Source organism: Streptomyces sp. NPDC052236 (genome assembly GCF_044548015.1).
GTDB lineage: Bacteria > Actinomycetota > Actinomycetes > Streptomycetales > Streptomycetaceae > Streptomyces.
Genome location: NZ_JBIUBL010000009.1, coordinates 121284 through 145758 on the forward strand (window position 1 = coordinate 121284; position 24475 = coordinate 145758).

21 protein-coding genes are annotated in these 24475 nt (G+C 70.9%); 7 read left to right on the forward strand and 14 right to left on the reverse strand.

Annotated elements, in window-relative coordinates; genetic code table 11:
• Positions 1-115: 115 nt before the first annotated feature.
• Together ACIHCQ_RS17335 and ACIHCQ_RS17340 are read left to right on the forward strand one after the other, a co-directional pair.
• Entirely contained in the window at positions 116-2674 is a 2559-nt protein-coding gene (locus tag ACIHCQ_RS17335; RefSeq protein WP_399662771.1) for an alpha-L-arabinofuranosidase C-terminal domain-containing protein, read from the forward strand.
• Between the two features lie 14 nt (positions 2675-2688).
• Entirely contained in the window at positions 2689-4173 is a 1485-nt protein-coding gene (locus ACIHCQ_RS17340) for a family 43 glycosylhydrolase (RefSeq protein WP_399662772.1), read from the forward strand.
• Positions 4174-4236: 63 nt separating this feature from the next.
• Here ACIHCQ_RS17340 and ACIHCQ_RS17345 read toward each other — a convergent pair whose 3' ends face one another.
• The 7 genes from ACIHCQ_RS17345 to ACIHCQ_RS17375 form a co-directional block, all read right to left on the reverse strand.
• A complete protein-coding gene (locus ACIHCQ_RS17345) occupies positions 4237-5229 on the reverse strand; it encodes an aldo/keto reductase (RefSeq protein ID WP_399662773.1) in 993 nt (330 codons plus the stop codon).
• A gap of 1 nt (position 5230) precedes the next feature.
• A complete protein-coding gene (locus ACIHCQ_RS17350) occupies positions 5231-6193 on the reverse strand; it encodes a nucleoside hydrolase (RefSeq protein WP_399662775.1) in 963 nt (320 codons plus the stop codon).
• A 53-nt stretch (positions 6194-6246) separates the two neighbouring features.
• A complete protein-coding gene (locus tag ACIHCQ_RS17355; protein ID WP_399662776.1) occupies positions 6247-7188 on the reverse strand; it encodes a carbohydrate ABC transporter permease in 942 nt (313 codons plus the stop codon).
• Positions 7185-8528: an ABC transporter permease subunit gene (locus ACIHCQ_RS17360; RefSeq protein ID WP_399662778.1), complete on the reverse strand. Its 1344-nt coding sequence runs from the start codon at positions 8526-8528 to the stop codon at positions 7185-7187. The genes ACIHCQ_RS17355 and ACIHCQ_RS17360 overlap by 4 nt, the downstream gene beginning before the upstream one ends.
• A gap of 11 nt (positions 8529-8539) precedes the next feature.
• A complete protein-coding gene (locus ACIHCQ_RS17365; protein ID WP_399662780.1) occupies positions 8540-9871 on the reverse strand; it encodes an ABC transporter substrate-binding protein in 1332 nt (443 codons plus the stop codon).
• Between the two features lie 97 nt (positions 9872-9968).
• Positions 9969-11642, reverse strand: coding sequence for a glycoside hydrolase family 13 protein (locus ACIHCQ_RS17370; protein ID WP_399662782.1), 1674 nt, complete (start codon positions 11640-11642; stop codon positions 9969-9971).
• A 200-nt stretch (positions 11643-11842) separates the two neighbouring features.
• Positions 11843-13114, reverse strand: a complete 1272-nt coding sequence (locus tag ACIHCQ_RS17375) for an ABC transporter substrate-binding protein (RefSeq protein ID WP_399662784.1) — start codon at positions 13112-13114, stop codon at positions 11843-11845.
• A 184-nt stretch (positions 13115-13298) separates the two neighbouring features.
• Here ACIHCQ_RS17375 and ACIHCQ_RS17380 point away from each other — a divergent pair, with 184 nt between their 5' ends.
• The 3 genes from ACIHCQ_RS17380 to ACIHCQ_RS17390 are packed head-to-tail and all read left to right on the forward strand — an operon-like array spanning position 13299 to position 16884.
• Positions 13299-13805: a PadR family transcriptional regulator gene (locus tag ACIHCQ_RS17380; protein WP_399662786.1), complete on the forward strand. Its 507-nt coding sequence runs from the start codon at positions 13299-13301 to the stop codon at positions 13803-13805.
• Complete coding sequence (locus ACIHCQ_RS17385) at positions 13802-14563, forward strand: ABC transporter ATP-binding protein (RefSeq protein ID WP_399662788.1); 762 nt, start codon at positions 13802-13804, stop codon at positions 14561-14563. Before ACIHCQ_RS17380 ends, ACIHCQ_RS17385 begins: the two co-directional genes overlap by 4 nt.
• A 2-nt stretch (positions 14564-14565) precedes the next feature.
• Positions 14566-16884 carry an FtsX-like permease family protein gene (locus tag ACIHCQ_RS17390; protein WP_399662790.1) on the forward strand — a complete coding sequence of 773 codons (2319 nt, stop codon included), beginning with the start codon at positions 14566-14568 and terminating at the stop codon, positions 16882-16884.
• 221 nt (positions 16885-17105) lie between these two features.
• Here ACIHCQ_RS17390 and ACIHCQ_RS17395 read toward each other — a convergent pair whose 3' ends face one another.
• Entirely contained in the window at positions 17106-18446 is a 1341-nt protein-coding gene (locus ACIHCQ_RS17395) for a S1 family peptidase (RefSeq protein WP_399662792.1), read from the reverse strand.
• A 201-nt stretch (positions 18447-18647) separates the two neighbouring features.
• On the opposite strand from ACIHCQ_RS17395, the gene ACIHCQ_RS17400 reads away from it, so the two are divergent.
• Positions 18648-18986 carry a DUF3140 domain-containing protein gene (locus ACIHCQ_RS17400; protein WP_399662794.1) on the forward strand — a complete coding sequence of 113 codons (339 nt, stop codon included), beginning with the start codon at positions 18648-18650 and terminating at the stop codon, positions 18984-18986.
• 75 nt (positions 18987-19061) lie between these two features.
• Here ACIHCQ_RS17400 and ACIHCQ_RS17405 read toward each other — a convergent pair whose 3' ends face one another.
• Genes ACIHCQ_RS17405 through ACIHCQ_RS17415 form a run of 3 tightly spaced genes read right to left on the reverse strand, consistent with a single transcriptional unit; the run spans position 19062 to position 20146 of the window.
• Positions 19062-19322, reverse strand: coding sequence for a DUF4235 domain-containing protein (locus ACIHCQ_RS17405; protein WP_399662795.1), 261 nt, complete (start codon positions 19320-19322; stop codon positions 19062-19064).
• A 3-nt stretch (positions 19323-19325) separates the two neighbouring features.
• Positions 19326-19730: a DUF3618 domain-containing protein gene (locus ACIHCQ_RS17410; protein ID WP_399662797.1), complete on the reverse strand. Its 405-nt coding sequence runs from the start codon at positions 19728-19730 to the stop codon at positions 19326-19328.
• Positions 19727-20146: a phage holin family protein gene (locus ACIHCQ_RS17415; RefSeq protein WP_399662799.1), complete on the reverse strand. Its 420-nt coding sequence runs from the start codon at positions 20144-20146 to the stop codon at positions 19727-19729. The genes ACIHCQ_RS17410 and ACIHCQ_RS17415 overlap by 4 nt, the downstream gene beginning before the upstream one ends.
• A 125-nt stretch (positions 20147-20271) precedes the next feature.
• Between ACIHCQ_RS17415 and ACIHCQ_RS17420 the strand changes: the two genes are divergently transcribed.
• Positions 20272-20658 (forward strand): DUF2267 domain-containing protein, encoded by a 387-nt coding sequence (locus ACIHCQ_RS17420; protein ID WP_399662800.1) that lies wholly within the window; start codon positions 20272-20274, stop codon positions 20656-20658.
• Positions 20659-20688: 30 nt separating this feature from the next.
• Here ACIHCQ_RS17420 and ACIHCQ_RS17425 read toward each other — a convergent pair whose 3' ends face one another.
• From ACIHCQ_RS17425 to ACIHCQ_RS17435, 3 genes are all read right to left on the reverse strand, one after another.
• Complete coding sequence (locus tag ACIHCQ_RS17425) at positions 20689-21393, reverse strand: peptidoglycan-binding protein (protein WP_399662802.1); 705 nt, start codon at positions 21391-21393, stop codon at positions 20689-20691.
• A gap of 207 nt (positions 21394-21600) precedes the next feature.
• Positions 21601-21744 (reverse strand): hypothetical protein, encoded by a 144-nt coding sequence (locus ACIHCQ_RS17430; protein ID WP_399662804.1) that lies wholly within the window; start codon positions 21742-21744, stop codon positions 21601-21603.
• Between the two features lie 278 nt (positions 21745-22022).
• On the reverse strand, positions 22023-24470 hold the full coding sequence (locus tag ACIHCQ_RS17435; protein WP_399662806.1) for a SpoIIE family protein phosphatase: 2448 nt from the start codon (positions 24468-24470) through the stop codon (positions 22023-22025).
• Between the last annotated feature and the right edge of the window lie 5 nt (positions 24471-24475).

Genomic DNA, 24475 nt, shown 5'->3' on the forward strand with positions numbered 1-24475 from the left:
ACATGTCCGCGATGTGACGGGGGTGTTGACGGGACGGTACGCGGAGCGACATCCTCCGTCGAGCGAAATGCCGTACGCCGTCCGATATATCGAACGAGATGTGAGGAACGCGCCTATGCCGCGCACCCGTTCCAGACTCGCCCTCGCCGTCGGGGTCCTGCTCGCAGGCACGCTGGTCACCGCCCCCGCCGACGCCGCCGTCGAGCCAGACGCCGCCGTCGAGCCCGCCGACTACACCATCTCCGTCGACCCGGCCAAGACAGGCCCCGCCATCGACGACAGCATGTACGGCGTCTTCTACGAAGACATCAACCGCGCCGCCGACGGCGGCCTGTACGCGGAGCTCGTCCAGAACCGGTCCTTCGAGTTCGACCGCGCCGACAACGCCTCCTACACCCCCATGACCGCCTGGACGCCCACCGCGACCGGCGGAGCGACCGGCAGCGCGCAGGTCGTGGACGACGACGGCCGCCTGAGCGAGCGCAACCGCCGCTACCTGCGGCTGCAGTCCGACGCCAACGGCGATTCCGGTGCCAGGTACGGCGTCACCAACTCCGGCTTCCTCTCCGGAATGAGCGTGCTGGCGGGCAAGAGGTACGACTTCTCCGTCTGGGCCCGCACCGACCGCAAACAGGGCACCCCCCTGACCATCGAGCTGGGCGACGCGGCTGGGACCGCGACGCTCGCCGCCCCGCTGCGCGTCACCGCGCGCGGCGACCGCTGGCGCAAGTACACCGGCACGTTCACGGCCCGCACCTCCAGCGCCGCCGGACGGCTCACCGTCAGCGCGGGCGGCGAAGGCACCATCGGCCTCGACATGGTCTCGCTCTTCCCCAGGGACACGTACAAGGGCCGGTCCAACGGCCTGCGCAAGGACCTCGCGGAGAAGATCGCGGCACTGAAGCCCGGCTTCCTGCGCTTCCCAGGCGGCTGCCTCGTCAACACCGGCAGCCATGAGGCCTACGAAGCGCCCGACTGGCCGCGCAAGCGCTCCTACCAGTGGAAAGACACCGTAGGACCGGTCGAGCAGCGGCCCGTCAACGCCAACTTCTGGGGCTACAACCAGTCCTACGGACTCGGCTACTACGAGTACTTCCAGTTCGCCGAGGACATCGGCTCGATGGCGCTGCCCGTCGTCCCGGCGCTGGTCACCGGCTGCGGCCAGAACAAGGCCACCGACGACCCGGAACTGCTGCGGCGGCACATCCAGGACAGCCTGGACCTGATCGAGTTCGCCAACGGTCCGGTTTCCAGCCCCTGGGGCAAGAAGCGCGCCCAGATGGGCCACCCCCGCCCCTTCGGCCTGACCCACCTCGAAGTCGGCAACGAGGAGAATCTGCCCGACGAGTTCTTCGCCCGCTTCACCCAGTTCCGGGACGCCATCGAGGCGAAGTACCCCGACATCACGGTGATCAGCAACTCCGGTCCCGACGACGCCGGCCAGACCTTCGACCGCGCCTGGGAACTGAACCGCGAAGCCGACGTGGCCATGGTCGACGAGCACTACTACAACAGCCCCCAGTGGTTCCTGGAGAACAACAACCGCTACGACTCCTACGACCGCAACGGGCCCAAGGTCTTCCTCGGTGAGTACGCTTCCCTGGACAACCGCTTCCGCAACGCGCTCTCCGAAGCCGCCTTCATGACCGGCCTTGAGCGCAACGCCGACGTTGTCAAGCTGGCCTCGTACGCCCCGCTGCTCGCGCACACCGACTCCGCGCAGTGGCGTCCCGACATGATCTGGTTCGACAACCAGAAGTCGTGGGGCTCGACGAGCTACGAGACGCAGAAGCTGTTCATGACCAACGTCGGCGACGAGGTCGTACCCAGCCGGGCCTCCGCGACACCGTCCATGGCCGGGCCCATATCCGGCGCGGTCGGGCTCTCGACGTGGGCGACCAGCGCCGCGTACGACGACGTACGGGTCACCGCCGCCGACGGCAGCGCCCTGCTCAGCGACGACTTCTCGGCGGGCGACGCGCAGTGGACGAAGGCGGCGGGACGCGGCGCGTGGACCGTCGAGGACGGTGCGTACGTCCAGTCCGACGCCGCGGCCGAAGACACCCTGGTCACCGCGGGCGACCCCGCCTGGAGCAACTACGACCTCCAGGTGAAGGCCACAAAGAAGTCCGGGCGCGAGGGCTTCCTCGTCGCGTTCGGCGTCAAGGACACCGGCAACTACTACTGGTGGAACCTCGGAGGCTGGGGCAACACCCGCTCGGTCGTGGAGAAGGCCGTCGACGGCGCCAAGCAGATCATGACCGAGGACGCCACGACGATCGAGACCGGCCGCGCCTACGACCTGCGGATCCAGGTCCGCGGCCGCCAGGTGACGCTGTTCCTCGACGGCAAGCAGTGGGGCAGCTTCACCGACGACAAGCCCGCCGAGCCCTTCCGCCAGGTCGTGACCCGGGACAAGTCGACCGGCGAGCTCATCGTCAAGGTCGTCAACGCCCAGGACACACCCGCCAGGACCAGCGTCGACCTCGGGAAGACCCGGGTCGCGCCGGTCGCGCGGGTGACAACGCTGGAAGGGGACCCGGACGCGGTCAACACCGCCGAGTCGCAGCCCGTCCAGCCGCGCAACTCGACGCTGACCGGCGTGGCCGCCACCTTCACGTACACCTTCCCGGCCAACTCGGTCACGTTCATGCGCATCAAAACCAAGTCCTGAGCGGAGATTCACTCATGAACGACCATCGACCCGACAGACGGACGCTGCTGCTGGCGGGCGGTTCCCTCGCCGCCGCCACCGCCCTCCCGCTGGCCACGGCCGGCCAGGCGCAGGCGGCCGAGACGACAGGACATGAAACCGCCGCCGGCCTCACGACCCGCAGCCCGCTCGTCGAACAGCGCGCCGACCCCTTCATCACCCGCCCGGTCAACGGCATGTACTACCTGACCGGCTCCGTGCCCGAGTACGACCGCATCGTCGTCCGCGGCGCGCCCACCCTCGACGGTCTGTCCCAGGCGCGCGAGCGGACCGTGTGGCGCCGTCCGGCCACCGGCCGGATGGGCGGCCACATCTGGGCCCCGGAGCTGCACCGCATCGACGGCCGCTGGTTCATCTACTTCGCCGCGGGCGACTCCGACAACGTCTTCCGGGTCCGGATCTACGTACTGGAGTCCGCCGCCGACGATCCGCGCGAGGACGCCTGGCTGCCGCCGCGCCGGATCACCACCGCCTGGGACACCTTCTCCCTCGACGCGACCACGTTCGAGCACCGCGACAGGCGCTACTTCGTCTGGGCACAGGGCGAACCGGGCATCGCCACCAACAGCAACCTCTACATCGCCGAGATGGCCTCGCCCGTCGAGATCAAGGGCACCCCGGTCCGGATCGCCGTCCCCACCCTCGACTGGGAGATCCAGGGCTTCAAGGTGAACGAAGGGGCCGCCGTGATCATACGCAACGGGCGGGTGTTCCTCACCTACTCGGCGAGCGCGACCGACGCCCGGTACGCCATGGGGCTGCTCACCGCCGATGCCCGCGCCGACCTCCTCGACCCCGCCTCCTGGGTCAAATCCCCGCAGCCGGTCTTCGTGACCGATCCGAACACCCGGCAGTACGGCCCGGGGCACAACTGCTTCACGGTCGCCGAGGACGGCACCACCGACGTCCTCGTCTACCACGCGCGCGACTACCGGGACATCAAGGGCGATCCCCTGTACGACCCCAACCGCCACGCGCGCGTGCAGCGCCTGCACTGGAACGACGACGGCACCCCGAGCTTCGGCGTGCCGGTGGGCAAGGGCGGTCCGGTGATCCGCCTGGCACCCCTGGACGCGCCGAACACCCGCGTACGCCACCTCGCGGACCAGCTGCGGGTCGACAGCGACATCCGCGACGTCGCCGACAGCCAGTTCCGTATCGTGCCGGGCTTCCTCGGTCCGGACCGGATCGCGCTCCAGTCGGTCAACTTCCCCGACCGGTATGTACGTGTCGTCGGTACAGAGCTGGTGCTCGCGCCGTACGAGGACAGCGACGCCTACGGGCGTACGGCGAGCTTCGTCCGCCGTCCCGGGCTGGCGCACAGCGCGGGCGGAATCTCTCTGCGGCTGCCGGACGGCGAACGGACCTACGTCACCCACGACAAGGGCAGTCTGACGCTCACCACCCCCACGGGGCGCGCCGGCCGCGCACGGGCGACGTTCCGGCTGATCGAGAGCTGACCGAGGGCTGACACACCCCACCAGGGTCGCCCTCCTCAGCGGAGGAGGGCGACCCTCAGCGGGCTACCAGCGGTGGTGGACCTGCCCCCGGATACGCCGGTCGTACAGGTCACGCACCGCGTCCAGCGTCTCCCGCGGGAGCGGCGGCAGCGAGGCGGCCGAGGCGTTCGCCCGCGCCTGCGCGACCGAGCGCGCGCCCGGAATGACGGAAGTGACCCCGGGCTGCTGAAGGATCCAGCGCAGCGCCGTCTGAGCGGATGTGGCCCCTTCGGGCGCGAGCCCGGAGAACTCCGCCGCCGCTTCCACACCGGTCTCGTAGTCGACGCCGGAGAACGTCTCGCCCTGGTCGAAGGCCTCACCGTGGCGGTTGTACGTACGGTGGTCGTCGGCCGCGAAGACGGTGTCCTTCGTGTACCTGCCGGAAAGCAGTCCGGAGGCCAGCGGCACCCGCGCGATGATGCCCACGCCCGCGGCGGACGCGGCGGGCAGCACCTCTTCCAGCGGCTTGCGCCTGAACGGGTTGAGGATGATCTGCACACTCGCGGTACCCGGCCGGGCGATGGCCGTCAGTGCCTCGGCGCACGTCTCGACGCTCACGCCGTACGCGGCGACGCGCTTCTCCGCGACGAGCGTGTCCAGCGCGTCGAACACGGCGTCGGAGGAGAACACCGGCGTCGGCGGGCAGTGCAGCTGTACGAGATCGAGGGTGTCCACGCCGAGATTGGCGCGCGAACGGTCGGTCCAGGCGCGGAAATTGTCCAGCGTGTAGTTCTCCGGGACCTGGTCGGCCCGGCGGCCCATCTTCGTGGCCACGAACACACCGGCGTCGGCGTGATCCCGGAGATACCGGCCGATGAGCTGCTCGCTGCGCCCGTCCCCGTAGACGTCGGCGGTGTCGAAGAACGTCACACCCGACTCGACGGCCGCGTCGAGGACCGCGAAGGCGTCCGACTCGCGGACCTCACCCCAGTCCGCGCCCAGCTGCCACGTACCCAGACCTACGACCGAAACGCTCTGACCTGCCCTGTTCAGCACACGCTCTTCCATGCGCGCCATGCTACGTCGAGGGGCGCGCGCCCTTGGCAGATCCCCCGAGCACCTCGACGGCGGTGATCACCCGGTCCCAGTACAGCTCGCGGTCCAGGCCCACCGCGACACGCGCGTTCACGGGCCGGTCCACGTACTGGTGCAGGTCCACCACGGTCGCCCCGCGCGTGTACTGTCCGCGCAGTTCGACGGCCACGCTCGCGTCCACGCACCGCACGATCGCCGGGTCGATGACGCGGGCCACCGCGACCGGGTCGTGCAGCGGCGGGGACGCGAAACCCCACAGCCGCCGGTAGGTGGCCGCGAAGAAGGTCAGCAACTGCGCGCACATACGGCCCAGTTCGGTGCCCAGACCCTCCAGGCGGGCCAGCACCTCCGGTGTGGCCAGGGCCTGGTGAGTGACGTTCAGCCCGCACATGGTGACCGGCAGGCCGCTGCGGAAGACGATGTCCGCGGCCTCCGGGTCGACGTGGATGTTGAATTCGGCGGCCGGGGTCCTGTTGCCGCGTTCGGTGGAGCCACCCATGAGGACGATCTCGCGGATGTGCGCGGCGCTGTCCGGGTAGCGGGTCAGCAGCAGCGCGATATTGGTCAGCGGCGCTGTCGGGACGAGGGTGACCGCCTCGGGATGCTCCATCAGGATCCGGTACATCAGGTCCACCGCGTGCTCGGGGACCACGTCCACCGTCGGTTCCGGAAACTCCGGCCCGTCCAGGCCGGAGTCCCCGTGTACGTCGTCGGCCACGAGCAGCGGCTGCACCAGCGGCTGTGCGCAGCCGGCCGCGATGGGAACACCGGTGATTCCGGCGACCGTGCAGACCCGGCGGGCGTTCAGAGTGGTCTTCTCGACCGTCTGATTCCCGGCGACCGTGGTGATCGCGAGGAGGTCGATCGCAGGGTCGCCCGCCGCGAGCATGATGGCGAGGGCGTCGTCGTGACCGGGATCGCAGTCGATGATGATCGGTACAGGCACGATGCTCCTTCATCCGAACTGTGGGCCCCGACCACCATCGCATCCTGCCCCGGCTATTTGACGGAGCCCGCCATCACCCCTTGGACGAAGTGGCGCTGGAAGGCGAAGAACACGACCAGCGGCACCACCAGGGAGAGGAACGCGCCCGGCGCCAGGATCCCGATGTTGCTGCCGAACTGCCGCATCTCGGACTGGAGCGCGACGGTGAGCGGCTGCGAGCCACTGTCGGCGAACAGCAGCGCCACCAGCATGTCGTTCCAGACCCAGAGGAACTGGAAGATGGCCAGGCTCGCCACGGCGGGCTTCCCGAGCGGCAGGATCAGCCGGGAGAAGATCCGCCATTCCCCGCCGCCGTCCATTCGCGCGGCCTCCAGCATTTCGCGCGGGATCTCCGCGAAGTAGTTGCGGAGCAGGAAGATCGCGAAGGGCAGCCCGTAGGCCACATGGAAGAGGACCACGCCGGGGATCGTTCCGAACAGCCCTATGGCCCCGAACAGCTTGGCCACGGGCAGCAGCCCGATCTGGACGGGCACCACGAGCAGACCCACGACCACCAGGAAGATCGCGTTGCGGCCGGGGAACTCCAGCCAGGCGAAGGCGTATCCCGCCAGCGCCGCGATCCCCACGACCAGCGCGGTGGTGGGCACCGAGATCAGCACGGTGTTCCAGAAGGCCTGGGCGAGGCCGGAGTTCTCGAACAGGGCGGTGTAGTTGTCCAGGGACAGCTGCCCGGGATCGGTCAGCGCCGTCCACCAGCCCTTGGCCGCGTTGTCCGTCTCGGAGCGCATCGAGGACAGGAACAGCCCGGCCAGCGGGGTGATCCAGACCAGTGCGACGACGATCAGGACGGCCTGGACCAGGCCGTTGCTGAGCCAGCCGGTCAGCCGGCTCAGGGCACGCGGACGCCGGCGGGGCGGCGGGGCGGGGGCGCCGACCGAGGTCTTGGCGACCGGCTTCGGGGACGGAGTGCGCTCGATGGTGCTGTGACCGCTCATGATCCGCTCTTTCGGAAGCGCCGGACGTTGAAGACCATGGCCGGTATGACCAGCAGGAGGAGCAGCATGCTGATCGCGCTGCCGAGCCCCTGGTTGTTGCCGCCGCCGAAGGACACCAGCCACATCCGGGTCGCCAGCACACTGGCGTCCTCCTGGACCGGTCCTGGCGCGATGATGTAGACGAGGTCGAAGACCTTCATCACATTGATCACGAGGGTCACAAAGACCACCGTCAGCACCGGGCCGAGCAGCGGCACTGTGATCTTCCGGAAGATCTGCAGCTCATTGGCGCCGTCCATCCGGGCCGCCTCCAGCGTCTCCCGGGGGAGCGCGGCGAGCCCCGCTCCGATCAGCACCATCGAGAAGCCGGTCCAGATCCACAGATACGCGCCGATGATCGCCGGAGTGACCAGAGCGGGCCCGAGCCAGGAAATGCCCTGGTAGGGGGCGGCGAAGTTCTTCGCCGGGACGCGGACGGTGTACGAACCGGCCTCCAGGCCGCGGAAGGCGAACGAGCCGTCCGCGGCGGTGGTGGCGCTCGCGGCCACGTCTCCGTCCCGTACCGCCTCGACGGACATCCCCGGCAGACCCTTCTCGGCCGGGTCGACCGTGCCGGGCTTACCGCCGCCGCCGGGGGTGAAGTCGAGGTAGACCACGCCCCGCACCTCGTCCGCGGCGGGCGTGGCGGCCGACGCGTTCTGCGCGGACCGCGCGCCGGACGGCATCGCGTCCGGCGCCACGCCGACGAAGCCGAGGCTGAGACCGGGGGACTCCCCGGGGCGTACCGCTTCGGTCGTACGGTAGGCGCCGCCCGGGTCGCCGGTCAGGCTCTGGCCCTCGCGCGCCCGGGCGGTGGGGTAGGCGGAGCGGTCGTCGAAGGCGTCGTGGACGCCGACGGCGACGGCGTTGAGCACGCCCCGGTTCGGGTCCTCCTCGTACGCCAGCCGGAAGACGATTCCGGCGGCGAGGAACGACACCGCCATGGGCAGGAAGAGCACCAGCTTGAAAGCGGTCGCCCAGCGCACCTTCTCGGTGAGCACGGCGAGCACCAGGCCGAGACCGGTCAGCAGGGCCGGGGCCACGACCACCCAGATGGTGCTGTTGCGGATCGCCTTGAGCGTGGCGGGATCGTTGAACAGCTCCGCGTAGTTGTCGCCGCCGACGAAGCGGTCGCCGCTCGCGTCGAACAGGCTGCGGCCCGCGGAGAACAGCACCGGGTAGACGACCAGCGCGCCGAGCAGCAGCAGGGCGGGCAGGCAGAACAGCACCGCGATGTTCCGCCGTCTGCGCTGGGCCTGCTGCCGCGGATTCGCGGCGGTGGCGGGGGAGTTGACAGCCATGGTGCGCGGCCTCAGTTCTTGTAGGCCTTGGCGGCTGCGGCTTCCAGCTTGGCCGCGGTGGCCTTCGGGTCCGAGGGGTCGCGCAGGAAGTCCTGGAGGAGCTTCCACTCGCCGACGCCCGCCGTGCCGCCAAACGCGGCCGGAGCCTGGTCCGACATGTCGAAGCGGACCGAGTCACCGGCGTCGACCAGCGAACCGGCCGTGGTGCGGGTGATGTCGTCGGCGTACGCGGAGAGCTTGACGTCCTTATTGGGGGAGAGGAAGCCGCCCGCGCCGGCCCACACCGATGCCGCCTCGGGAGTGGCCATGAATTCCAGCAGCAGATGCGCCGCCTTCTGGTTCTTGCCGTTCTTGAGCACCACGGCCGCGTCGCCGCCGCTCACCACCGGCGCCTTGCCCGCGCCGACGGCCGGGAACGGGAAGAACTTGGCGTCCACTCCGGGCTTCTTGCCGAAGTCGTCCTTGGCGACGCCGCCGACGAAGTCACCCTCGTAGACCATGCCCGCCGTGGGCTTGGGGCCGAAGACGTTTCCGACGGAGGCGGGGAAGTCGGTGCGCAGCGCGGTGGCGGCGCCGCCCGCGACGAGCTGCTTGTCCTTGAACACCTCGCCCAGGGTGGTGAGCGCCGTGACCACACTGGCGTCGGTCCAGGGCAGCTTGTGCGCGGCCAGCTGGTCGTACTTCTCGGGTCCCGCCTGGGAGAGGTAGATGTTCTCGAACCAGTCGGTGAGGGTCCAGCCGTCCTGACCGGCGACGGAGAAGGCGGGCAGGCCCGAGTCGGCGAGCGTGCGGCCCACCTTGAGCAGGTCCGCGTAGCTTTTGGGCTCCGCCACTCCGGCCTGCTGGAACGCGTCCGGGCTGTACCAGACGGTCGACTTGTGGGCGGCCTTGAAGTAGAGGCCGTAGTAGGTCTTGTCGACGGTGCCGTAGGTCCGCCAGACGTCGGGCAGGTTCCCGGTGGCCGTAGTCGTCGTCTTCGGGGAGAGCGGCGCGAGCCAGCCCTCCTTGGCGAACTGCTGGAGCACGCCGACCTGGGGCACCATCGCCACGTCCGGCGCGTTGCCGCCCTCGATCTTGCTGCCGACGAAGGTGGAGACGTTGTCGCCGGTGGGCACGAAGACCGTCTTGGCACCGGTCTGCTCGGTGAAGGCGTCCAGCACCTTACGGAAGTTCTTCTGCTCGCTGCCGGTCCACACCCCGGCCACGGTCACGGTCTGGCCGCTCAGCTCCTGGCCGCTCGCCGGGCCCGGCGAGTCGTCGCCGCAGGCGGTCGCGCCGAGCGCGAGGGTGAGTACCGCGGAGGCGGTCGCCGTGGCCCGGCGGGTGGAGGTGAGTCGTCGCATGGGACTGTCCTTCTCAAGGATTGTGGCCTGAGGCCAAAAGGAGTGGAACGAGCGGTTGATCGATGTGGCGCGGTGACTCGCGGTGACTCGCGGTGACTTACGGGGGCGGGCAGGCGCCCGTCCACCACGCGGCCGTCGCTCCCGGCAGCACACCGTCCGGGCAGGGCCCGCTGGAGAGCAGCGGCGTCCCGGTGACGGGCGCGGGCACGGGCTCGGTGCCGAAGTTGACCGCGCAGATCAGCCCGTCACCACGGACCATCGCCAGCACCTGCGGCGGGGCCTCCAGCCAGCGCAGGCTGCCTTCGCCCAACTGGGGCAGGCTGCGCCGCAGTTGCAGCCCTTCGCGGTACAGGTGCCAGAAGGAGCGGGTGTCGGCCAGCGCCCGGTCGGTGGCGTGCTCGCCGAACCAATCGGGCTGCGGCAGCCAGGGCCGCGCCCCGGCCGCGCCCTGGCTGAAGCCGAACGGCGAAGCATGGCCCGACCAGGGCAGCGGCACCCGGCAGCCGTCCCGGATACGCGCGCGGCTGCCGGTACGGTGGAAGATCGGGTCGGTGAGCACCTCGTCCGGCAGGTCGAGGACCTCCGGCAGGCCCAGCTCCTCGCCCTGGTAGACGTACGCGGCGCCGGGCAGCGCCAGCATCAGCAGCGCGGCGGCGCGGGCGCGGGCCGCGCCGAGTCCGCTGGCCTCCACGCCGGGCTCGCCCGCGTAACGGGTGACCGTGCGCACCTGGTCGTGGTTGTTGAGCACCCAGGTCACGGTGGAGCCGGTCCCGGCGATGTCGCGCATCGCCTCGGTGATGGTCTTCCGGAACGCGTCGGCGTCCCAGGGGGCGCTGAGCAGGTCGAAGAAGAACGCCTGGTGCAGCTCGTCGGGGCGTACGTACTCGGCGTGTTCGCGCATCGTCGGCACGGAGACCTCGCCGACCAGCAGCCGTTCGTTGCCGTCCCTGGCGGTGTACTGCTCGCACACCGACCGCCAGCGGCGCCACACCTGGTGGACCTCGGGCTGGTTCCAGGCCAGCGGGTTCACCGAGTCGCGGGCGCGCTCGTCGGCTTCGGGGTCGGGCGAGTCGGGCAGCAGCGGGTGCTTGAAGAGACCGGCGGCGACATCGATGCGGAAGCCGTCGGCGCCCCGGTTCAGCCAGAAGCGCAGCACCCGCTCGAAGGAGTCGCCGACCCCGGGGTCGCGCCAGTTGAGGTCGGGCTGCTGCGGGGTGAACAGGTGCAGATACCACTGCCCGGGAGTGCCGTCGGATTCGGTGATCCGGCTCCAGGCGGGCCCGCCGAACATCGCGCGCCAGTTGTTGGGGGGCTCCGCGCCGTCAGGGCCGCGGCCGTCGGCGAAGTGGAACCGGGCGCGGGCGGCGCTGCCGGGCGCGGTGGCGAGGGCCTCGCGGAACCACGGGTGCGCGCTGGAACAGTGGTTGGGGACGATGTCGAGCAGCAGCTTGAGCCCGAGCCTGTGGGCGTCGGCGCGCAGCAGGTCGAACTCGGCCAGGTCGCCGTAGACGGGGTCGACGGCGCAGTAGTCGGAGACGTCGTAACCGTGGTCGTGCTGCGGCGAGGGGTAGAACGGGCTGAGCCAGATGCCGTCGACGCCGAGCTTCCTGAGGTACGGAAGTCCGGCCCGTACGCCCGCCAGGTCGCCGATGCCGTCGCCCGTGCTGTCGAGGAAGCTGCGCACGTACACCTGGTAGATCACGGCGTCGCGCCACCAGGAGGTGGCCGTGCGCAAGGACTGGCCGAGGACGACCGGACGAGTTGTCAGCATCTCGCGTGACCTGTTCCTGCTGGGTGCGAGAGCGCCCCCGACTGGGTGCGCTGTTATGCATGCATGTTATGTAGGCGTAACAGTGGCGTGTCAACGATGCTGCGCGAAGTGGCCTGGATATGCCCAGATATCTGGGGGTATTTAAGGTTGATCTTCTACTTAACAAGTAACTAAGAGGGGAGGGGGAGCGGAACGACAGCTCAACCCCGGTGGGCGATGGAACCCAGCTCGCGCGACAGCCGCGCCACGGCCTGCTCGGGCGACTGCCGTAGCGCCATGACGTCCTGTACGACGGCCTGCACGGCGAGCGTCACCTGGTCGTACCTGGGGCTCTTGGCGCGCGGCTCGGCCGCCAGCAGGCTCTGCCGCAGCGTCGGCAGATACGGGTAGGCCCGGATCAGCGCCGGGTCCTCGTACAGCGCGGCACGCACCGGCGGCAGTGAGCCCTCCGTGAGGACCTGTCGCTGGACGCGCTCGCTGGTGAGGTAGGCGATCAGATCGGCGGCCGACTCCGGATGCCGGGAGTGGCTGCTGACCGCGAGATCGGAGCCGCCCAGCACACTCGTGCCGGGCCCCGAGGGGCCGGGCAGCGGCACTGTGCCGAACGCGCCCGCCACCTTCGAACCCGGCTCGTTGGCCCCCGCGTACATGTAGGGCCAGTTGCGCAGGAAGAGCAGCCGGCCGTCCTGGAACGCCTGGCGGGACTCCTCCTCCTTGTAGCCGCGGGCCTCGGGCGCGATCCAGCCGTCGCGTACCCCGCCCGCCAGGAACTCCAGCCCGGCGCGGGCCGCGGCGGAGTCCACCGAGACCCGGGCGCCGTCGTCCCGCAGGATCGAGCCGCCCGCCGAGAGCACCGCCTCGGTGGCGTTGACGGTCAGCCCCTCGTACGGCAGGAACTGGCCCGCGTAGCCGCCCATGCCGTACTCCGGCGCGAGGGTCCGGGCCTGGCGGGACAGCTCCGCCCAGGTACGCGGCGGCTGTTCGCCCGCCCGGTCCAGAATGTCCTTGCGGTAGTAGAGCAGCCCCGCGTTGGTGACATAGGGGACCGCGTACAGGCGGCCGTCGAAGGTGGCCGTGTCCACCACCGGAGCGAGGAAGGTGTCCAGCGGGAACCGGTCCCGCCGCAGCGGAGAGATCCAGCCCGCCGCCGCGAACTCCGGCACCCACGCCACATCGATGTTCAGTACGTCGAACCGGTCGCTGCCCGACCGCAGTTCACTGATCATCTGGGCCCGGGTCTCGTCCGCGGAATCGGGCAGCTCGACGAGCGTGACCTTCTCCCCGGCGTGATCGCGGTTCCAGTCGTCCAGCAGCGGACCGAGATAGTGGGTCAGATCGCCCGCCGTCACCAGGGTCATCGGACCGCGGCCCGTGGAATCCGCCACCCCTTGCGGGGTGCCGGGACCCATGTAACCGGCCACGAGTACGGCGGCAGCGAGGAGCCCTCTACCCGCGGCACGCGCCCACCGCATAGGTTCCTCCCCCGTGCATGGATCCGGCCACGCTGCCGTCCCATGCGGCCTATGTATACCTGTTAGGCATGGGGGATACTAGACGTTCAGGCAGAGAAGGCCAGTGGCACGGACATGCCCCCTTCTCCGAGCCAACAAGAAACTATGAATCCCCAACATTGCGCAGCGAGAGAGAGGGGAGCGCGTGCGACTGCCGCTCCTTGCACTCCTCACCCGTGGACCTGCCCATGGGTACGAGCTCAAGCAGGACCTTGAGAAGCTCCTGGGCGCCGCGTACCCTCAGCCGAACGTCGGCCAGATCTACGTCACACTCGGCAGGCTGGAAAAGTCCGGACTGATCGCCGGCGAGGACGTCGAGCAGGCAGGAAGACCCAACAAGCGCACGTACCGGCTCACCGACGCCGGGCACGAGGCTGTACGCGCCTGGCTGGACGAGACCACGGACGAGCCGCGGGTGAGGGACGAGTTCTTCATGAAGATCGCCCTCGCACCGCTGTCCGGGCTGGCCGATCCGATCACGCTGATCAACAGACAGCGGCGGCAGTATCTGAACACCATGCGGGATCTGTCCAGGCTGGCAGCGGCCGAGGACCGGGACAACAAGGTGTCCCAGTTGCTGATCGAGGGCGCGATGCTGCATCTGCAGGCCGACCTCGACTGGTTGGAACGCTGTCAGGAGGAGCTGGAATGAGCCAGGAGACCGCTCCCGCTGTGCCGATCGTGCGCGCCGAGGGGCTGACCAAGACTCACCACGGCGAAGGCGCGCCGGTGCACGCCGTACGCGCGGTGGATCTGACCGTCCAGCCCGGCGAGTTCGTCGCCGTCACCGGGCCGTCGGGCGCCGGAAAATCCACGCTGCTGCACCTGATCGGCGGGCTCCAGCGGCCCGACAGCGGCAGTCTCTGGCTGGACGGCCACCGGGTCGACGCATACCGCGAGGCCCGCTGGGCCGTGCTGCGCCGCCGCAGCATCGGCATCGTCTTCCAGTTCTTCAACCTCGTCTCCGACCTCACCGTCGCCGACAACGTCGAACTGCCCGCGCTGCTCGCGGGCGCCTCACCCAAGGCCGCCCGCGACAGCCGGGCCGAACTCCTCGCCGAACTCGGCCTCGAAGGCAGGGAACGGTCCATGCCGGGCGAGCTGTCGGGCGGCGAGCAGCAGCGGGTCGCCCTGGCCAGGGCCCTGGTGAACCATCCCGCGCTGCTGCTCGCCGACGAACCGGCCGGCAGCCTGGACAGCAAGGGCACCCGGGAAGTGCTCCGGCTGCTCTCCCGCTTCCACCAGCGCGGCCAGACGATCCTGCTGGTCACCCATGACGCCCGGATGGCCAGCGCGGCCGACCGGGTCATCAGCTTCTTCGACGGGCGCATAGCCGACGACGCGGTGCTCGACGCCGGACGCCGCACCGCGGACCGCGGAGTCACCGGCGTACTCGAACTGAGGGAGTAAGCGTGCGGGCCACCCTGCGTTGGGCGCACGCCGACCTGAGAGCACACCGCGGACAGTCGGTCTTCGCCGTCCTGGCCAGCGCCGGGATCATCGGCTCGCTGCTGCTGGCCGTGGCGCTGTTCAGCTATGCGGCCAACCCCTGGCAGCGGATCTTCACCCAGTCCCGGGGCGCGCATGTCTGGCTCCACACCAGCGGCCCCGCGGACCCCGGCGCGATCACCGCGCTCGGCGCGCTGGACGGCGTCGCCGGTGTCTCGGGGCCCCACCGCACCGGGCAGGTCACCTTTGAATCGCGAGGTGTGCGGGCGGGCGTGGTCCTGCGCGCGGCCGACGCCCGCCCGCCGGACATCGCCCGGCCGCTGATCACCGCGGGCAGCTGGCTCGACACACAGGGCGGGGGAGTGGTCCTGGAGAGCTCACTCGCCCGCGTGCTGTGGGCGGAGCCGGGCGACACACTGACCGTCGAGGGACCCGAAGGCATCCTCCACAGCCTCCAGGTGGCCGGGGTCGCCGAGGCCGCGGAAGCCCCCTACCGGGCGGGAGGCGCACCCGGCATCGGCTGGGTGCTGCCCGGCACGCTCAGCAGCGTCGCGCCGCGGAGCCCCGGGCAGAACGTGGGGCTACGGCTCAAGGACCCGGACGACACGGACTTCATGGTCCAGCAGGCGGTCACCGTACTCGGGGCCGACCGGGTGACCCTGGTGACCAAATGGCGGCAGGCGCGGGCCGAGGCCGGGAGCGACGAAAGACTGCTCGGGCTGCTGTTCGCCGTCTTCGGTCTGGGCGCCCTGCTGGCCGCGGCGCTCGCCGCTTCCGGGGCGATCAGCGCCCGTATCCGCGGCCAGTTGAGGGACATCTCGATCCTCAAGGCGATCGGCTTCACCCCCGGCCAGGTGGTACGCGGTTTCCTCGTCCAGCATCTCGCCTTCGCGCTGCTCGGGGTCACCCTGGGCACCACGGCGATCACGCTGCTCGGCGACCGGCTGCCCGGCCGGATCGGGGAGGCGGCCGGGGTGTGGCAGGACCTGCCCTGGCACACCGCTCTGATCATCGGCGTCCCCAGCGGCGCGGTGCTGCTGATCGGGGCCGTCACCGGACTGGCCGCCTGGCGGGCCGGGCGCGTCCCGCCGGTGCCCGTCGCCCGGGCGGCGCTTCCCTCGGCCGCGCCGATGACCGGGCTCGGCCGCCGGGCGCTCGGTATGCGGCTGCCGCCCGCGCTCGTACTGGGCTGGCGGGCGGCGTTCCCGCGCCGGCCACGCACCCTGATCACGCTGGCCCGGCTGGCGCTGCCGCTGCTGATGATCACGGTCGCGCTGGTGACCTGGTCCACGCTGGACCTGTTCCGCAGCCGCCCCGCGGACATGGGGGTACCGGCCGCGCTGACCGTACGGGCCGGGCAGCCCGGCAGCCTCACCGGCCAGGATCTCGACCGCGCGCTGACCGCGCCCCCGGACGTCGCCGCGGTCCACCCGGGGGTGGAGGTCACGGCCCTGGTGCCGGGGCAGACCGGCACCATCACCCTGCGCGGGCTCGGCACCGACCGCGCCCCCTATCCGTTCACCGTGGTCGAGGGGCGCCCGGCCGACGGGCCCGACGAGGCGGTCGCCGGCCAGGGGCTCCTCGACCTGCTGGACGTACGGGTCGGGGACTGGGTGCGGATGACGGTGGAGGGACGGCCGCAGATCCTGCACATCGTCGGACGCAGCATCGAACCCGAAGCGGGCGGCCGGGTGATCTCGACGACGGTCGACACGCTCGAAGAGCGCGATCCCGCACTGCGGCCGGCCTTCTACCACCTCGTACTGCGGCCGGGCGCCGACCCCCGGGCGGTGAGCAGCGCCCTGACCGCGGCGGCCGGCGGCCATCTGGAGATCCGCGAGACCCCCAACCCGGCGGACCGGCTGGAACCGGCGCGGGGCGTGATCGCCACGCTGATCGCGGTACTGGCCCTGATCGGACTCACCGAACTGCTGACGCTGATCCGCACCGGCGTCCGCGACCGGGGCCGCGATCTGCTCGCGCTCAAGGCGATCGGACTGACCCCCCGCCAGATCAGCTCGTCCATCATGGCGGCGGCGGGCTTCACGGCGCTGGTGGCCGCCGTACTCGGCACGGGGCTGGGGGTGCTGTCCGGCACCTGGCTGGTGGACACCCAGGGCCGCTCCAGCGGGATGGGCGCGGGCATCGCCCATGCGCCGCCCGCGCTGCTGCTGGCGGCGGTGGTGGGCGGGGCGGTGCTGGGGGCGGTGCTGGCGGCGGCGGTACCGGCGACGCGGACGGCGCGGCGCCGGCTGGCGGACTCCCTGGCGGAGACGCTCTGACGGTGGTGCGCTGGGGGCTCCGCCCCCACACCCTCCCCCTATGCCTAGCGGCATGGGAGGTGCCCCCCGCGCCTCAATCGCCGGCGGGGCTGGATTTCCAGCCCGTCCGGCGATTGAGGACACCGCCCGAAGGGCGGTACGGGGGTCCAGGGGGCGGAGCCCCTTGGTTAGGGGAAGCGGCGGGTAGGGGAAAGCTCGCCGCAGGCGCACCCCGCAGGGGCTCAGCCCCAGCTCTCGGAGTAGTACTTGCGGTAGTTGCGGCGGTCCTGGCTGGACCGGATCCAGCGCGCTGCCACCAGCCCCACCAGACTCGCGCCGATGACCGTCAGCCCCGGGCCGAGATTCCTCATGTTCACGATGTCGGTGACTATCGCCGACGCGTTCGACGCTCCCGGCGACCCTTCCGGGACGGTTCCGGCGGCAGCCGACGGGGCGGGGGGCGTACCCGCGTCCGCGCCCTCGCCGGGGGCCGGAGCGCTTCCGGCCAAGGTCACCCCCAGGGTCTCCAGCGCCTTTGTCGCGGGCTGGAAGAACGTGGTCCCCCCGGCGGTGCAGTCCCCGTCGCCGCCCGAGGTCACGCCGAGTGCCAGGCCCTCCGCGAACATCGGGCCCCCGCTGTCCCCGGGCTCGGCGCACAGTGACGTCTCGATCAGGCCGCTTACCGTGCCCTCGGGGTAGTTCACCGTCGCGTTCAGCGCGGTCACCTGGCCGGACCGGAACCCCGTGGTGCTGCCGCTGCGGAAGACCCGCTGACCGACGACGGCGTCGGCCGCGCCGACGATCCGTATGCCCTTGCCTCCGCCGATGTCCACAATGTTGGTGCCATTGCGCGGGTCGTTGTTCTGGTACTGCACGAGGGAGAAGTCATTGCCCGGGAAGGTCCCGGCGACGGTGGTGCCGACCCGCCCGTTCCCCTGGGTGTCCCGGAACCAGGTGGTGCCGACCGGGCCGCAGTGCCCGGCCGTCAGGATGAACGCCTCCCGCCCGTTGGTCACGTTGAACCCCGCGGAGCAGCGGCCTTTGCCCGCGAAAATCGGGACGGCCCCGTTCAGCTTGGTGGTGAAGGTGCCCTTGGTCCGTTCCATCTGTACGGAGCCGCCGATCCGCTCGGCAACGTCCGTCATGCGCGACCAGTCGGCGGCGGAGACCGTGCTGTCGGCGCGCACCACGACCTTGTTGGAGGCGTAGTCCACCGCCCACGCGGTGCCCACCGTCCGGGGGGCCGCGCCCAGAGCCTCGGTGGCCGAGCGCAGTCGGCTCATGCTGTAGGGGACCATTTTGGCGTTCGCCCCGGCCCTGCGTACCTCCGCTGCCGCGTCCTCGTCGGTCACCGCGACGACCGGACGGCCATCGGCGCCCATCCAGCTGCCGGCGGTACGGGATGCCCCGAGCCGCGAGACCAGGGTCGCGCTCAGCTCGGCGGTCTGGGAGGGGCCGTCCGCCGTCCCCTGGGCGGGCGGTTCGCTCGCCACGGCGTTCGAGATCATCAGCCCGCCGCAGACCAGTCCGCCGACAGCCGCCAGCCGCGCGATCCGCTGGAGGTTCCGCCGTGCGTGCCTCATCCGTGGTCCCCAATGTCGTCCGGCACGGCGCCAGAGCGCCGTGGGGCCTCGGAGAGAAAACAAGATGCCCTACCTCAATACGTGGCGACTCACCGTCCCGTTCACCACCCGTTGGCGGCGACGCATCTGTCATGGTTTGTCGGTGTGCCGGTCGGGAACCCGGCACGCGTTCGTACGTTCCTGCACAGCGAGGAGGCTGCTGTGGCGGCATCGGAGCAGGTGAGCGCGGAGCTGTGGGACGAGTTCCACAAGGTCGTCAATATGACGTCCCGCGAACTGCAAGAGTGGCTGAACGTCGAGTCCGCGGGCGAAGAGGTCGAGGAACTCCCCGACAAGGCGGGGCGGCCGACGGGCCGCCGGGTCCTTGAGGTCCTCGGCAAGCGCCGTACCGACCTCACCGAAGACGATGTGCGGGTCATGGAACACGTCGTCGCCGTCATCCGGTCGCAGCGGGCCGCGGAGCTGGATCCGAAGGCAGGCAGCGCGGAGTGGCGGCACAGCCTGATGGACATCGGGCACGACCCGCTCAAGCCCGCGTAGTCGTACGTGTACGTGTAGTCGTACGTACAGAGAACCCGCCGCCCCATGGCGGCGGGTTCTGCGCGGGGCGGGTTACTACGTGGGCCAGGTGCCGGTCAGCCGCCGTACGCCTGCCGCCCCGCCGCGGTCCACAGCCGCCTTGACCACGGCGAAGATCGCGCCCTGCAGGGCCGCCGCCGGCAGCACCTCCCGCCAGCTCCGTTCTTCGTCGGTCGCGGAAGGGGCTTCCTCCTCGCCGCCGACCGCCTTCCACACCTGCTTGAAGACCGCACCCGCGAGGACGCCGCCGAGCGCCCCGAACAGCAGGCCGAACGGCTTGTACAGCAGCTTGCCCATGCGTCAGCACCACCTTCCGCGCCGCCCGCTGGGCCTACGAGCGCTCCTCACGCTCTTTACAGTCCTCATGCTTCTGCCGCTTCTGCCGCTGGTACTCCCACTGTGCTGCCGACGCAGCACCAGCACCGTCACCAGGCCCGCGGCCCCGACGGCGATCAGCGGCGCCGCGGCCGCGTTCTTTCGCACCGGCTCCGGCGTCCGCTCCTGTACGGCGTGAGCGGCCCGCTTCGCCCTGTGCTGTGCCCCCTCCGCGAGGCGCGCGGCCTTCTCCTGGGCCCTGGCCTTCACGTCCGCCTTGGCGGTCAGCTCCTCCACCGTGTCACCCAGCTGATCGCGGGCGTGCTTCACCTGTTCCCGCAGCTCCTCAAGGCCGCCTGCGGAACCGTCCGTCTCGTGGTGCTTCCTCATCGCCGTACCCTCTCCCTGATCGCCTCCATATCGGCCTTCATACCGCTGATGGCCTGACCCGGCATCGGCGGTTTGGCCTGGCTCATCTGCTGCTTGCCGAGCAGCGCCAGGATCCCCGCCACGAGGAGTAGCGCACCGGCCACGATCAGCGCGGCGCCCCAGAGCGGCACCACCAGCCACAGGCCCGCGATCGCGGCTGCGGCGAACGCCATGAAGGCGACATACCCGACCGCGGCAGCGCCGCCGAACATCCCGCCGCCTACACGCGCCCGTTTGCCCTTCTGCGTCATCTCGGCCTGCGCCAGCCGCATTTCCTGGCGCACCAGCGCGGACAGCTGCTCCGATGCCTGTTTGACCAGCTCTCCCACCGAATGCTCGGCTGTCTCGGCCGGGCGGCGGTGCCCATTTCCGATCATCGCGCTCCACCTCACTTCCTCCGGGGACAACCGAGTTCCCCCGCCTGGCCCAGCTACTCGCGGAGCCGTCGGCTCCGCCTCGGCGATACCCTGGGCAAGGAGCGCATCGACGCATAGGGGCCGAGATGGTGATGATGTGGGACGCGTTCCTGTCGGCGGTTCAGGAGCGGGGTGAGTACCCCTCCCGACAGGAAGCCGATCGGGCGACTCGTGTGGTGCTCGGACTTCTGGGAGCGCATCTGGTCGGCTCCGTGCGGTCCGAACTGGCCGCACGGCTCCCGGAAACCTGCGCACTGATACTCCTCAACCCGCTCCCCGCGGCCGAACCACTCACGCCGCAGCGCTTCGTACGGGCGACAGCGGCGTGGATCGAGGGCGCGACCGAAGAGACCGCGAAGTGGGACGTCAGCGCCGTGCTGAGCGTGGTGGTGGACTCCGCCGACGAGGAGCTGACGCGCCGCGTCCTGCTCCAACTGCCACCGGGCTACGACACGCTGTTCGGCCGGCTTTAGTCCATGTGAGCCCGCGGGCGGGCCCCGCGGTCAGGGCGAGGTGCGGGATTCGAGGTCGCGGCGGGTGTCGTCGCCGTAGACGCCGGTCTCGTCGCCCCGGATGCCGTACCAGAGCTGGAAACGGGATACGGCGGCGGTGAGGGTCGCGTCGTAGCTGCCGGTGACGCTGCCGCCCTCGTACACATTGGGGATGCGCAGCAGCCGTTCCTGGAGCCCGGTCACCGCCGGGCCGGTGGCTCCCTCGCGGAGCGTGCCGGAGCCGTCCGGGTCGGCCGCCTCGCCGGCCGCCGCCCGGGAAGGTGCGGGCGCCGGGGACGCAGCCCCCGCACCGCCACCAGCCCCCGCACTCGGCCCTGCCCCGGCCCGTGGTCCGGTGTCGGTCTCGCCGCCGGTGAGCAGCAGCGCGATGCCGAAGCCCACCAGCGCGGCGACGGCGATCGCGGCCATGACGGTGACCGTCGGCCGGCGGCCGTACGCCGCTACCGTCGCCGTTGCCTGGCGCTCCGCGTCGCTGTCGCCGTGGTGGCTCTCGTTCCCGCTGTCGACCACGACGGGCGGCAGTTCCTGGGTGTCCTCGTCCGAGGCGGGCACCGCCACGGACTCATAGGCGTAGTCCGGGCCGTCGTCCGGATCCAGCAGATCCGACAGCGGCCGGGGCCGCCGGCGGCGGAGGACATGGGTGGGCTCAAGCGTCGGACGCCGCATGGGCTGCCGGGGTCCGGATGGTGTCGACACACTGGTCTCCTTCCCTGCGTGCGGCGTTCCGTCGTCGCTGTGGGGTGGTACGCAGGGCAAGGGCCGGGAGTTCAGCGGCAGGCGGGTCAATCGGCTCAATCGGCCGCGGCCTGCCCGCCGAGGAAGTCCGCCATGGCCGGCGCGACGGTGCGCGCCAGGTCGTCGGCGGTCCGCAGGGCGGGGGAGGTCACCGCCCGGAGCGGGACATCAGCGTCCGAGGACGACAGCCACCGCCGCTACGACGATCGTGGCCCCGGCCAGAGTGACCATCGCCGTCCGCGCCGCCGCTGTCGCCGTCACCCTCCGGGCCGCGCGGGTTAGGAAGACCGGGTTGCTGCCGAAGACGCTCATGTCAGGTCCAACGACGCAATCCGGTCAATGGGGACGGCGAACCGGGCGATGCAACACAACCGTCATCAGCCGCGCGTACAGCCCGTAGCTCGTAAACCCTGTAAAGCGCGCGAAAAAGGAGCCCCGACTGGACGGGGGAGACCAGCCGGGGCCGTATAGGGGGTGGCACGGCGGGCGATCGCCGTCGCCGCGTCCACATACATAGGAACGAGGAACCACCCCGGTCCGTTCCTGTCATTCCCGCTCCGAAAGTGTGACCTCAAGCACGTCCGGGCACGTCAGCCGCCGGTGGGCCAGGGCAGCAACTCCTGCTCGGTCCAGACGGTCTTGCCCTCGTGCGCGTGCCGCGTGCCCCACCGCGCCGTCAGCTGGGCGACCAGCAGCAGTCCCCGGCCGCCCTCGTCGGTGGGGCGGGCGCGGCGCAGATGGGGGGAAGTGCTGCTCGGGTCGGAAACCTCGCAGATGAGGCGGTGGTGGTGGATGAGCCGCAGCGTCACGGGCCCGCCCGCGTAGCGGTAGGCGTTGGTGACGAGTTCGCTGACGATCAGCTCGGTGGTGAAGAGCATGTCGTCCAGTCCCCAGGCGACGAGCTGGTCGGCGGTCAGCTTGCGGGCTCTGGCCGGTGCGGTGGGCTCCGCGGGCAGCTGCCAGCTGGCGACGTGCTCCGGCGCCAGTACCCGGGTCTGAGCCAGCAGCAGCGCTACGTCGTCGGCGGGCCGCGTGGGCAGCAGCTGGTCGATCACCTCCTGGGAGGTCTCCTCCAGTGGCCGGTCCGTACGGGCCAGCGCGGCGCACAGCCGGGACAGCCCGGCGTCGATGTCGTGGTCGTCCCCCGAGATGAGCCCATTGGTGTAGAGGGCCAGCACACTGCCTTCGGGAAGGTGCAGTTCCGCCGTTTCGAACGGCAGCCCGCCCAGGCCCAGGGGCGGACCCGCGGGCAGGTCGGGCAGGCTCACCTGCCCGTCCGGCGTCGCCACCGCCGGCGGGGGGTGGCCCGCCCGCGCCAGCGAGCAGCACCGGGACACCGGGTCGTACACGGCGTAGAGGCAGGTGGCGCCCACCACCTGGTCCCCGGGCGAGCCCTCGGTGCCGGGCTCCTGCTCCTCCGCCAGCCGGGTCACCAGGTCATCGAGGTGGGAGAGCACCTCGTCGGGTTCGAGGTCGAGGTCGGCCAGGGTGTGTACGGCGGTACGCAGCCGGCCCATCGTGGCCGCGGCGTTGATGCCGTGGCCGACCACATCGCCGACGACCAGGGCCACACGCGCTCCGGAGAGCGGAATGACGTCGAACCAGTCGCCGCCGACTCCCGCGGCGCCACCCGCGGGCAGATAGCGGTGGGCGACGACGACCGCGGGATGTTCGGGAAACGCGCGGGGCAGCAGGCGGCGTTGCAGCGCCAGCGCGGTGCGGTGCTGCTGGGTGTAGCGGCGGGCGTTGTCGATGGAGAGCGCGGCCCGGCCGGCGAATTCACTGGCCAGCGTGAGATCGTCGGCCTCGAACGGCTCGGGCAGCCGGAACCGCCACAGGGAGAGAATGCCCAGGACCAGGCCGCGGGCGGTCAAGGGGACCACCATCAGCGAGTGGACGCCCCGGGAATGTGCCCGCGCCGCCCATTCCGGATCCAGGCCCGAGCCGACGTCCAACGGGTCGAAGTCGGCCGCCAGCACCGGGTGCCGCCCGGCCATGCACCGCGCCTGCGGCGTGTCCGGGGCGAAGGAGCGCACCGTGCCCACCGGGTCCAGCAGCTGTTCCCCCTGCGGTGTGACCGTCTTGAGCGCTGTTCTGCGCAGGGGCCCGGTCTCGCCCGGCACGGGCTCCGCGCCAAGGCTGACCGACTCCAGCAGATCGACCGACACCCAGTCGGCGATGCCGGGGGCCGCGACCTCAACCAGTTCCCTCGCCGTGGTGTCCACGTCCAGCGTGGTCCCGATGAGGGCGCTGGCCTGATTGAACATCGCCAGTCGGCGCTGTGCGCGATGCCGGGCGGTGACATCCTCGATCAGCTGCGTCACACCCAGCGTCCGGCCGTCGGCGTTCTCCATGCGGAACGCGGACACGGCGACGAGCCGCTCCCGGGACGGATCGCTCCGTACGCGGCACGGCTGCTCCGTGAAGATCATCGGAATCCCCGTGTCCAGCACCTGCCGCAGCCGGGTCTCGATCGTCTCCGCGTCCGGACGGAGCAGGAAGTCGCCGATACGGTGGCCGCGCGCCTGCTCCGCCTCCATGCCGCCGATCTTCGCGATCGCGCGGTTGACCCGCAGGATCTGCAGCCCCGGATCGTGGACGGACAGGCCGATGGGCGACCGGCTGAACAGCCCGTCCATCACCGACCGGTCGATCTCCCACTGCACGACTTCCTCCGCGGGCGCACCCACCAGAAACCATTCGTCGGCGCTGCCCGCCCCCCGGACCACGCGACGGGCCCGCACCCCGAAACCGAGGGTCCGGCCGTCGCGGCTCCGCACCGGCAGGATTCCGAACCAGCCACCGGCCGCGAGGCAGGCCGCCGCGGCCTCCCGGACGACCTGGCGATCGGCACGATCGACCAGGAAATCGGCGGCGGACCGGCCGAGGACCTCCTCGGCCGGGTAACCCAGCAGCTCCCGCGCGCGGTCGCTCCAGCCGGCCACCGAGCCGCGGTGGTCCAGCACTACGGAGGCAGCGCGAGCCAGCGAGAACGGGTCCTCCGGGCTCTCACTGATCGTGGTCACGGATCCGGTCATCCCTC

Excerpts from the sequence above, each read along its gene's own strand:
- ACIHCQ_RS17335 (WP_399662771.1), top strand. The coding sequence starts at position 116 with ATGCCGCGCACCCGTTCCAGACTCGCCCTCGCCGTCGGGGTCCTGCTC.
- ACIHCQ_RS17340 (WP_399662772.1), top strand. The coding sequence starts at position 2,689 with ATGAACGACCATCGACCCGACAGACGGACGCTGCTGCTGGCGGGCGGT.
- ACIHCQ_RS17345 (WP_399662773.1), bottom strand. The coding sequence starts at position 5,229 with ATGGCGCGCATGGAAGAGCGTGTGCTGAACAGGGCAGGTCAGAGCGTT.
- ACIHCQ_RS17355 (WP_399662776.1), bottom strand. The coding sequence starts at position 7,188 with ATGAGCGGTCACAGCACCATCGAGCGCACTCCGTCCCCGAAGCCGGTC.
- ACIHCQ_RS17360 (WP_399662778.1), bottom strand. The coding sequence starts at position 8,528 with ATGGCTGTCAACTCCCCCGCCACCGCCGCGAATCCGCGGCAGCAGGCC.
- ACIHCQ_RS17365 (WP_399662780.1), bottom strand. The coding sequence starts at position 9,871 with ATGCGACGACTCACCTCCACCCGCCGGGCCACGGCGACCGCCTCCGCG.
- ACIHCQ_RS17370 (WP_399662782.1), bottom strand. The coding sequence starts at position 11,642 with ATGCTGACAACTCGTCCGGTCGTCCTCGGCCAGTCCTTGCGCACGGCC.
- ACIHCQ_RS17375 (WP_399662784.1), bottom strand. The coding sequence starts at position 13,114 with ATGCGGTGGGCGCGTGCCGCGGGTAGAGGGCTCCTCGCTGCCGCCGTA.
- ACIHCQ_RS17385 (WP_399662788.1), top strand. The coding sequence starts at position 13,802 with ATGAGCCAGGAGACCGCTCCCGCTGTGCCGATCGTGCGCGCCGAGGGG.
- ACIHCQ_RS17395 (WP_399662792.1), bottom strand. The coding sequence starts at position 18,446 with ATGAGGCACGCACGGCGGAACCTCCAGCGGATCGCGCGGCTGGCGGCT.
- ACIHCQ_RS17405 (WP_399662795.1), bottom strand. The coding sequence starts at position 19,322 with ATGGGCAAGCTGCTGTACAAGCCGTTCGGCCTGCTGTTCGGGGCGCTC.
- ACIHCQ_RS17410 (WP_399662797.1), bottom strand. The coding sequence starts at position 19,730 with ATGAGGAAGCACCACGAGACGGACGGTTCCGCAGGCGGCCTTGAGGAG.
- ACIHCQ_RS17415 (WP_399662799.1), bottom strand. The coding sequence starts at position 20,146 with ATGATCGGAAATGGGCACCGCCGCCCGGCCGAGACAGCCGAGCATTCG.
- ACIHCQ_RS17420 (WP_399662800.1), top strand. The coding sequence starts at position 20,272 with ATGGTGATGATGTGGGACGCGTTCCTGTCGGCGGTTCAGGAGCGGGGT.
- ACIHCQ_RS17430 (WP_399662804.1), bottom strand. The coding sequence starts at position 21,744 with ATGAGCGTCTTCGGCAGCAACCCGGTCTTCCTAACCCGCGCGGCCCGG.
- ACIHCQ_RS17435 (WP_399662806.1), bottom strand. The coding sequence starts at position 24,470 with ATGACCGGATCCGTGACCACGATCAGTGAGAGCCCGGAGGACCCGTTC.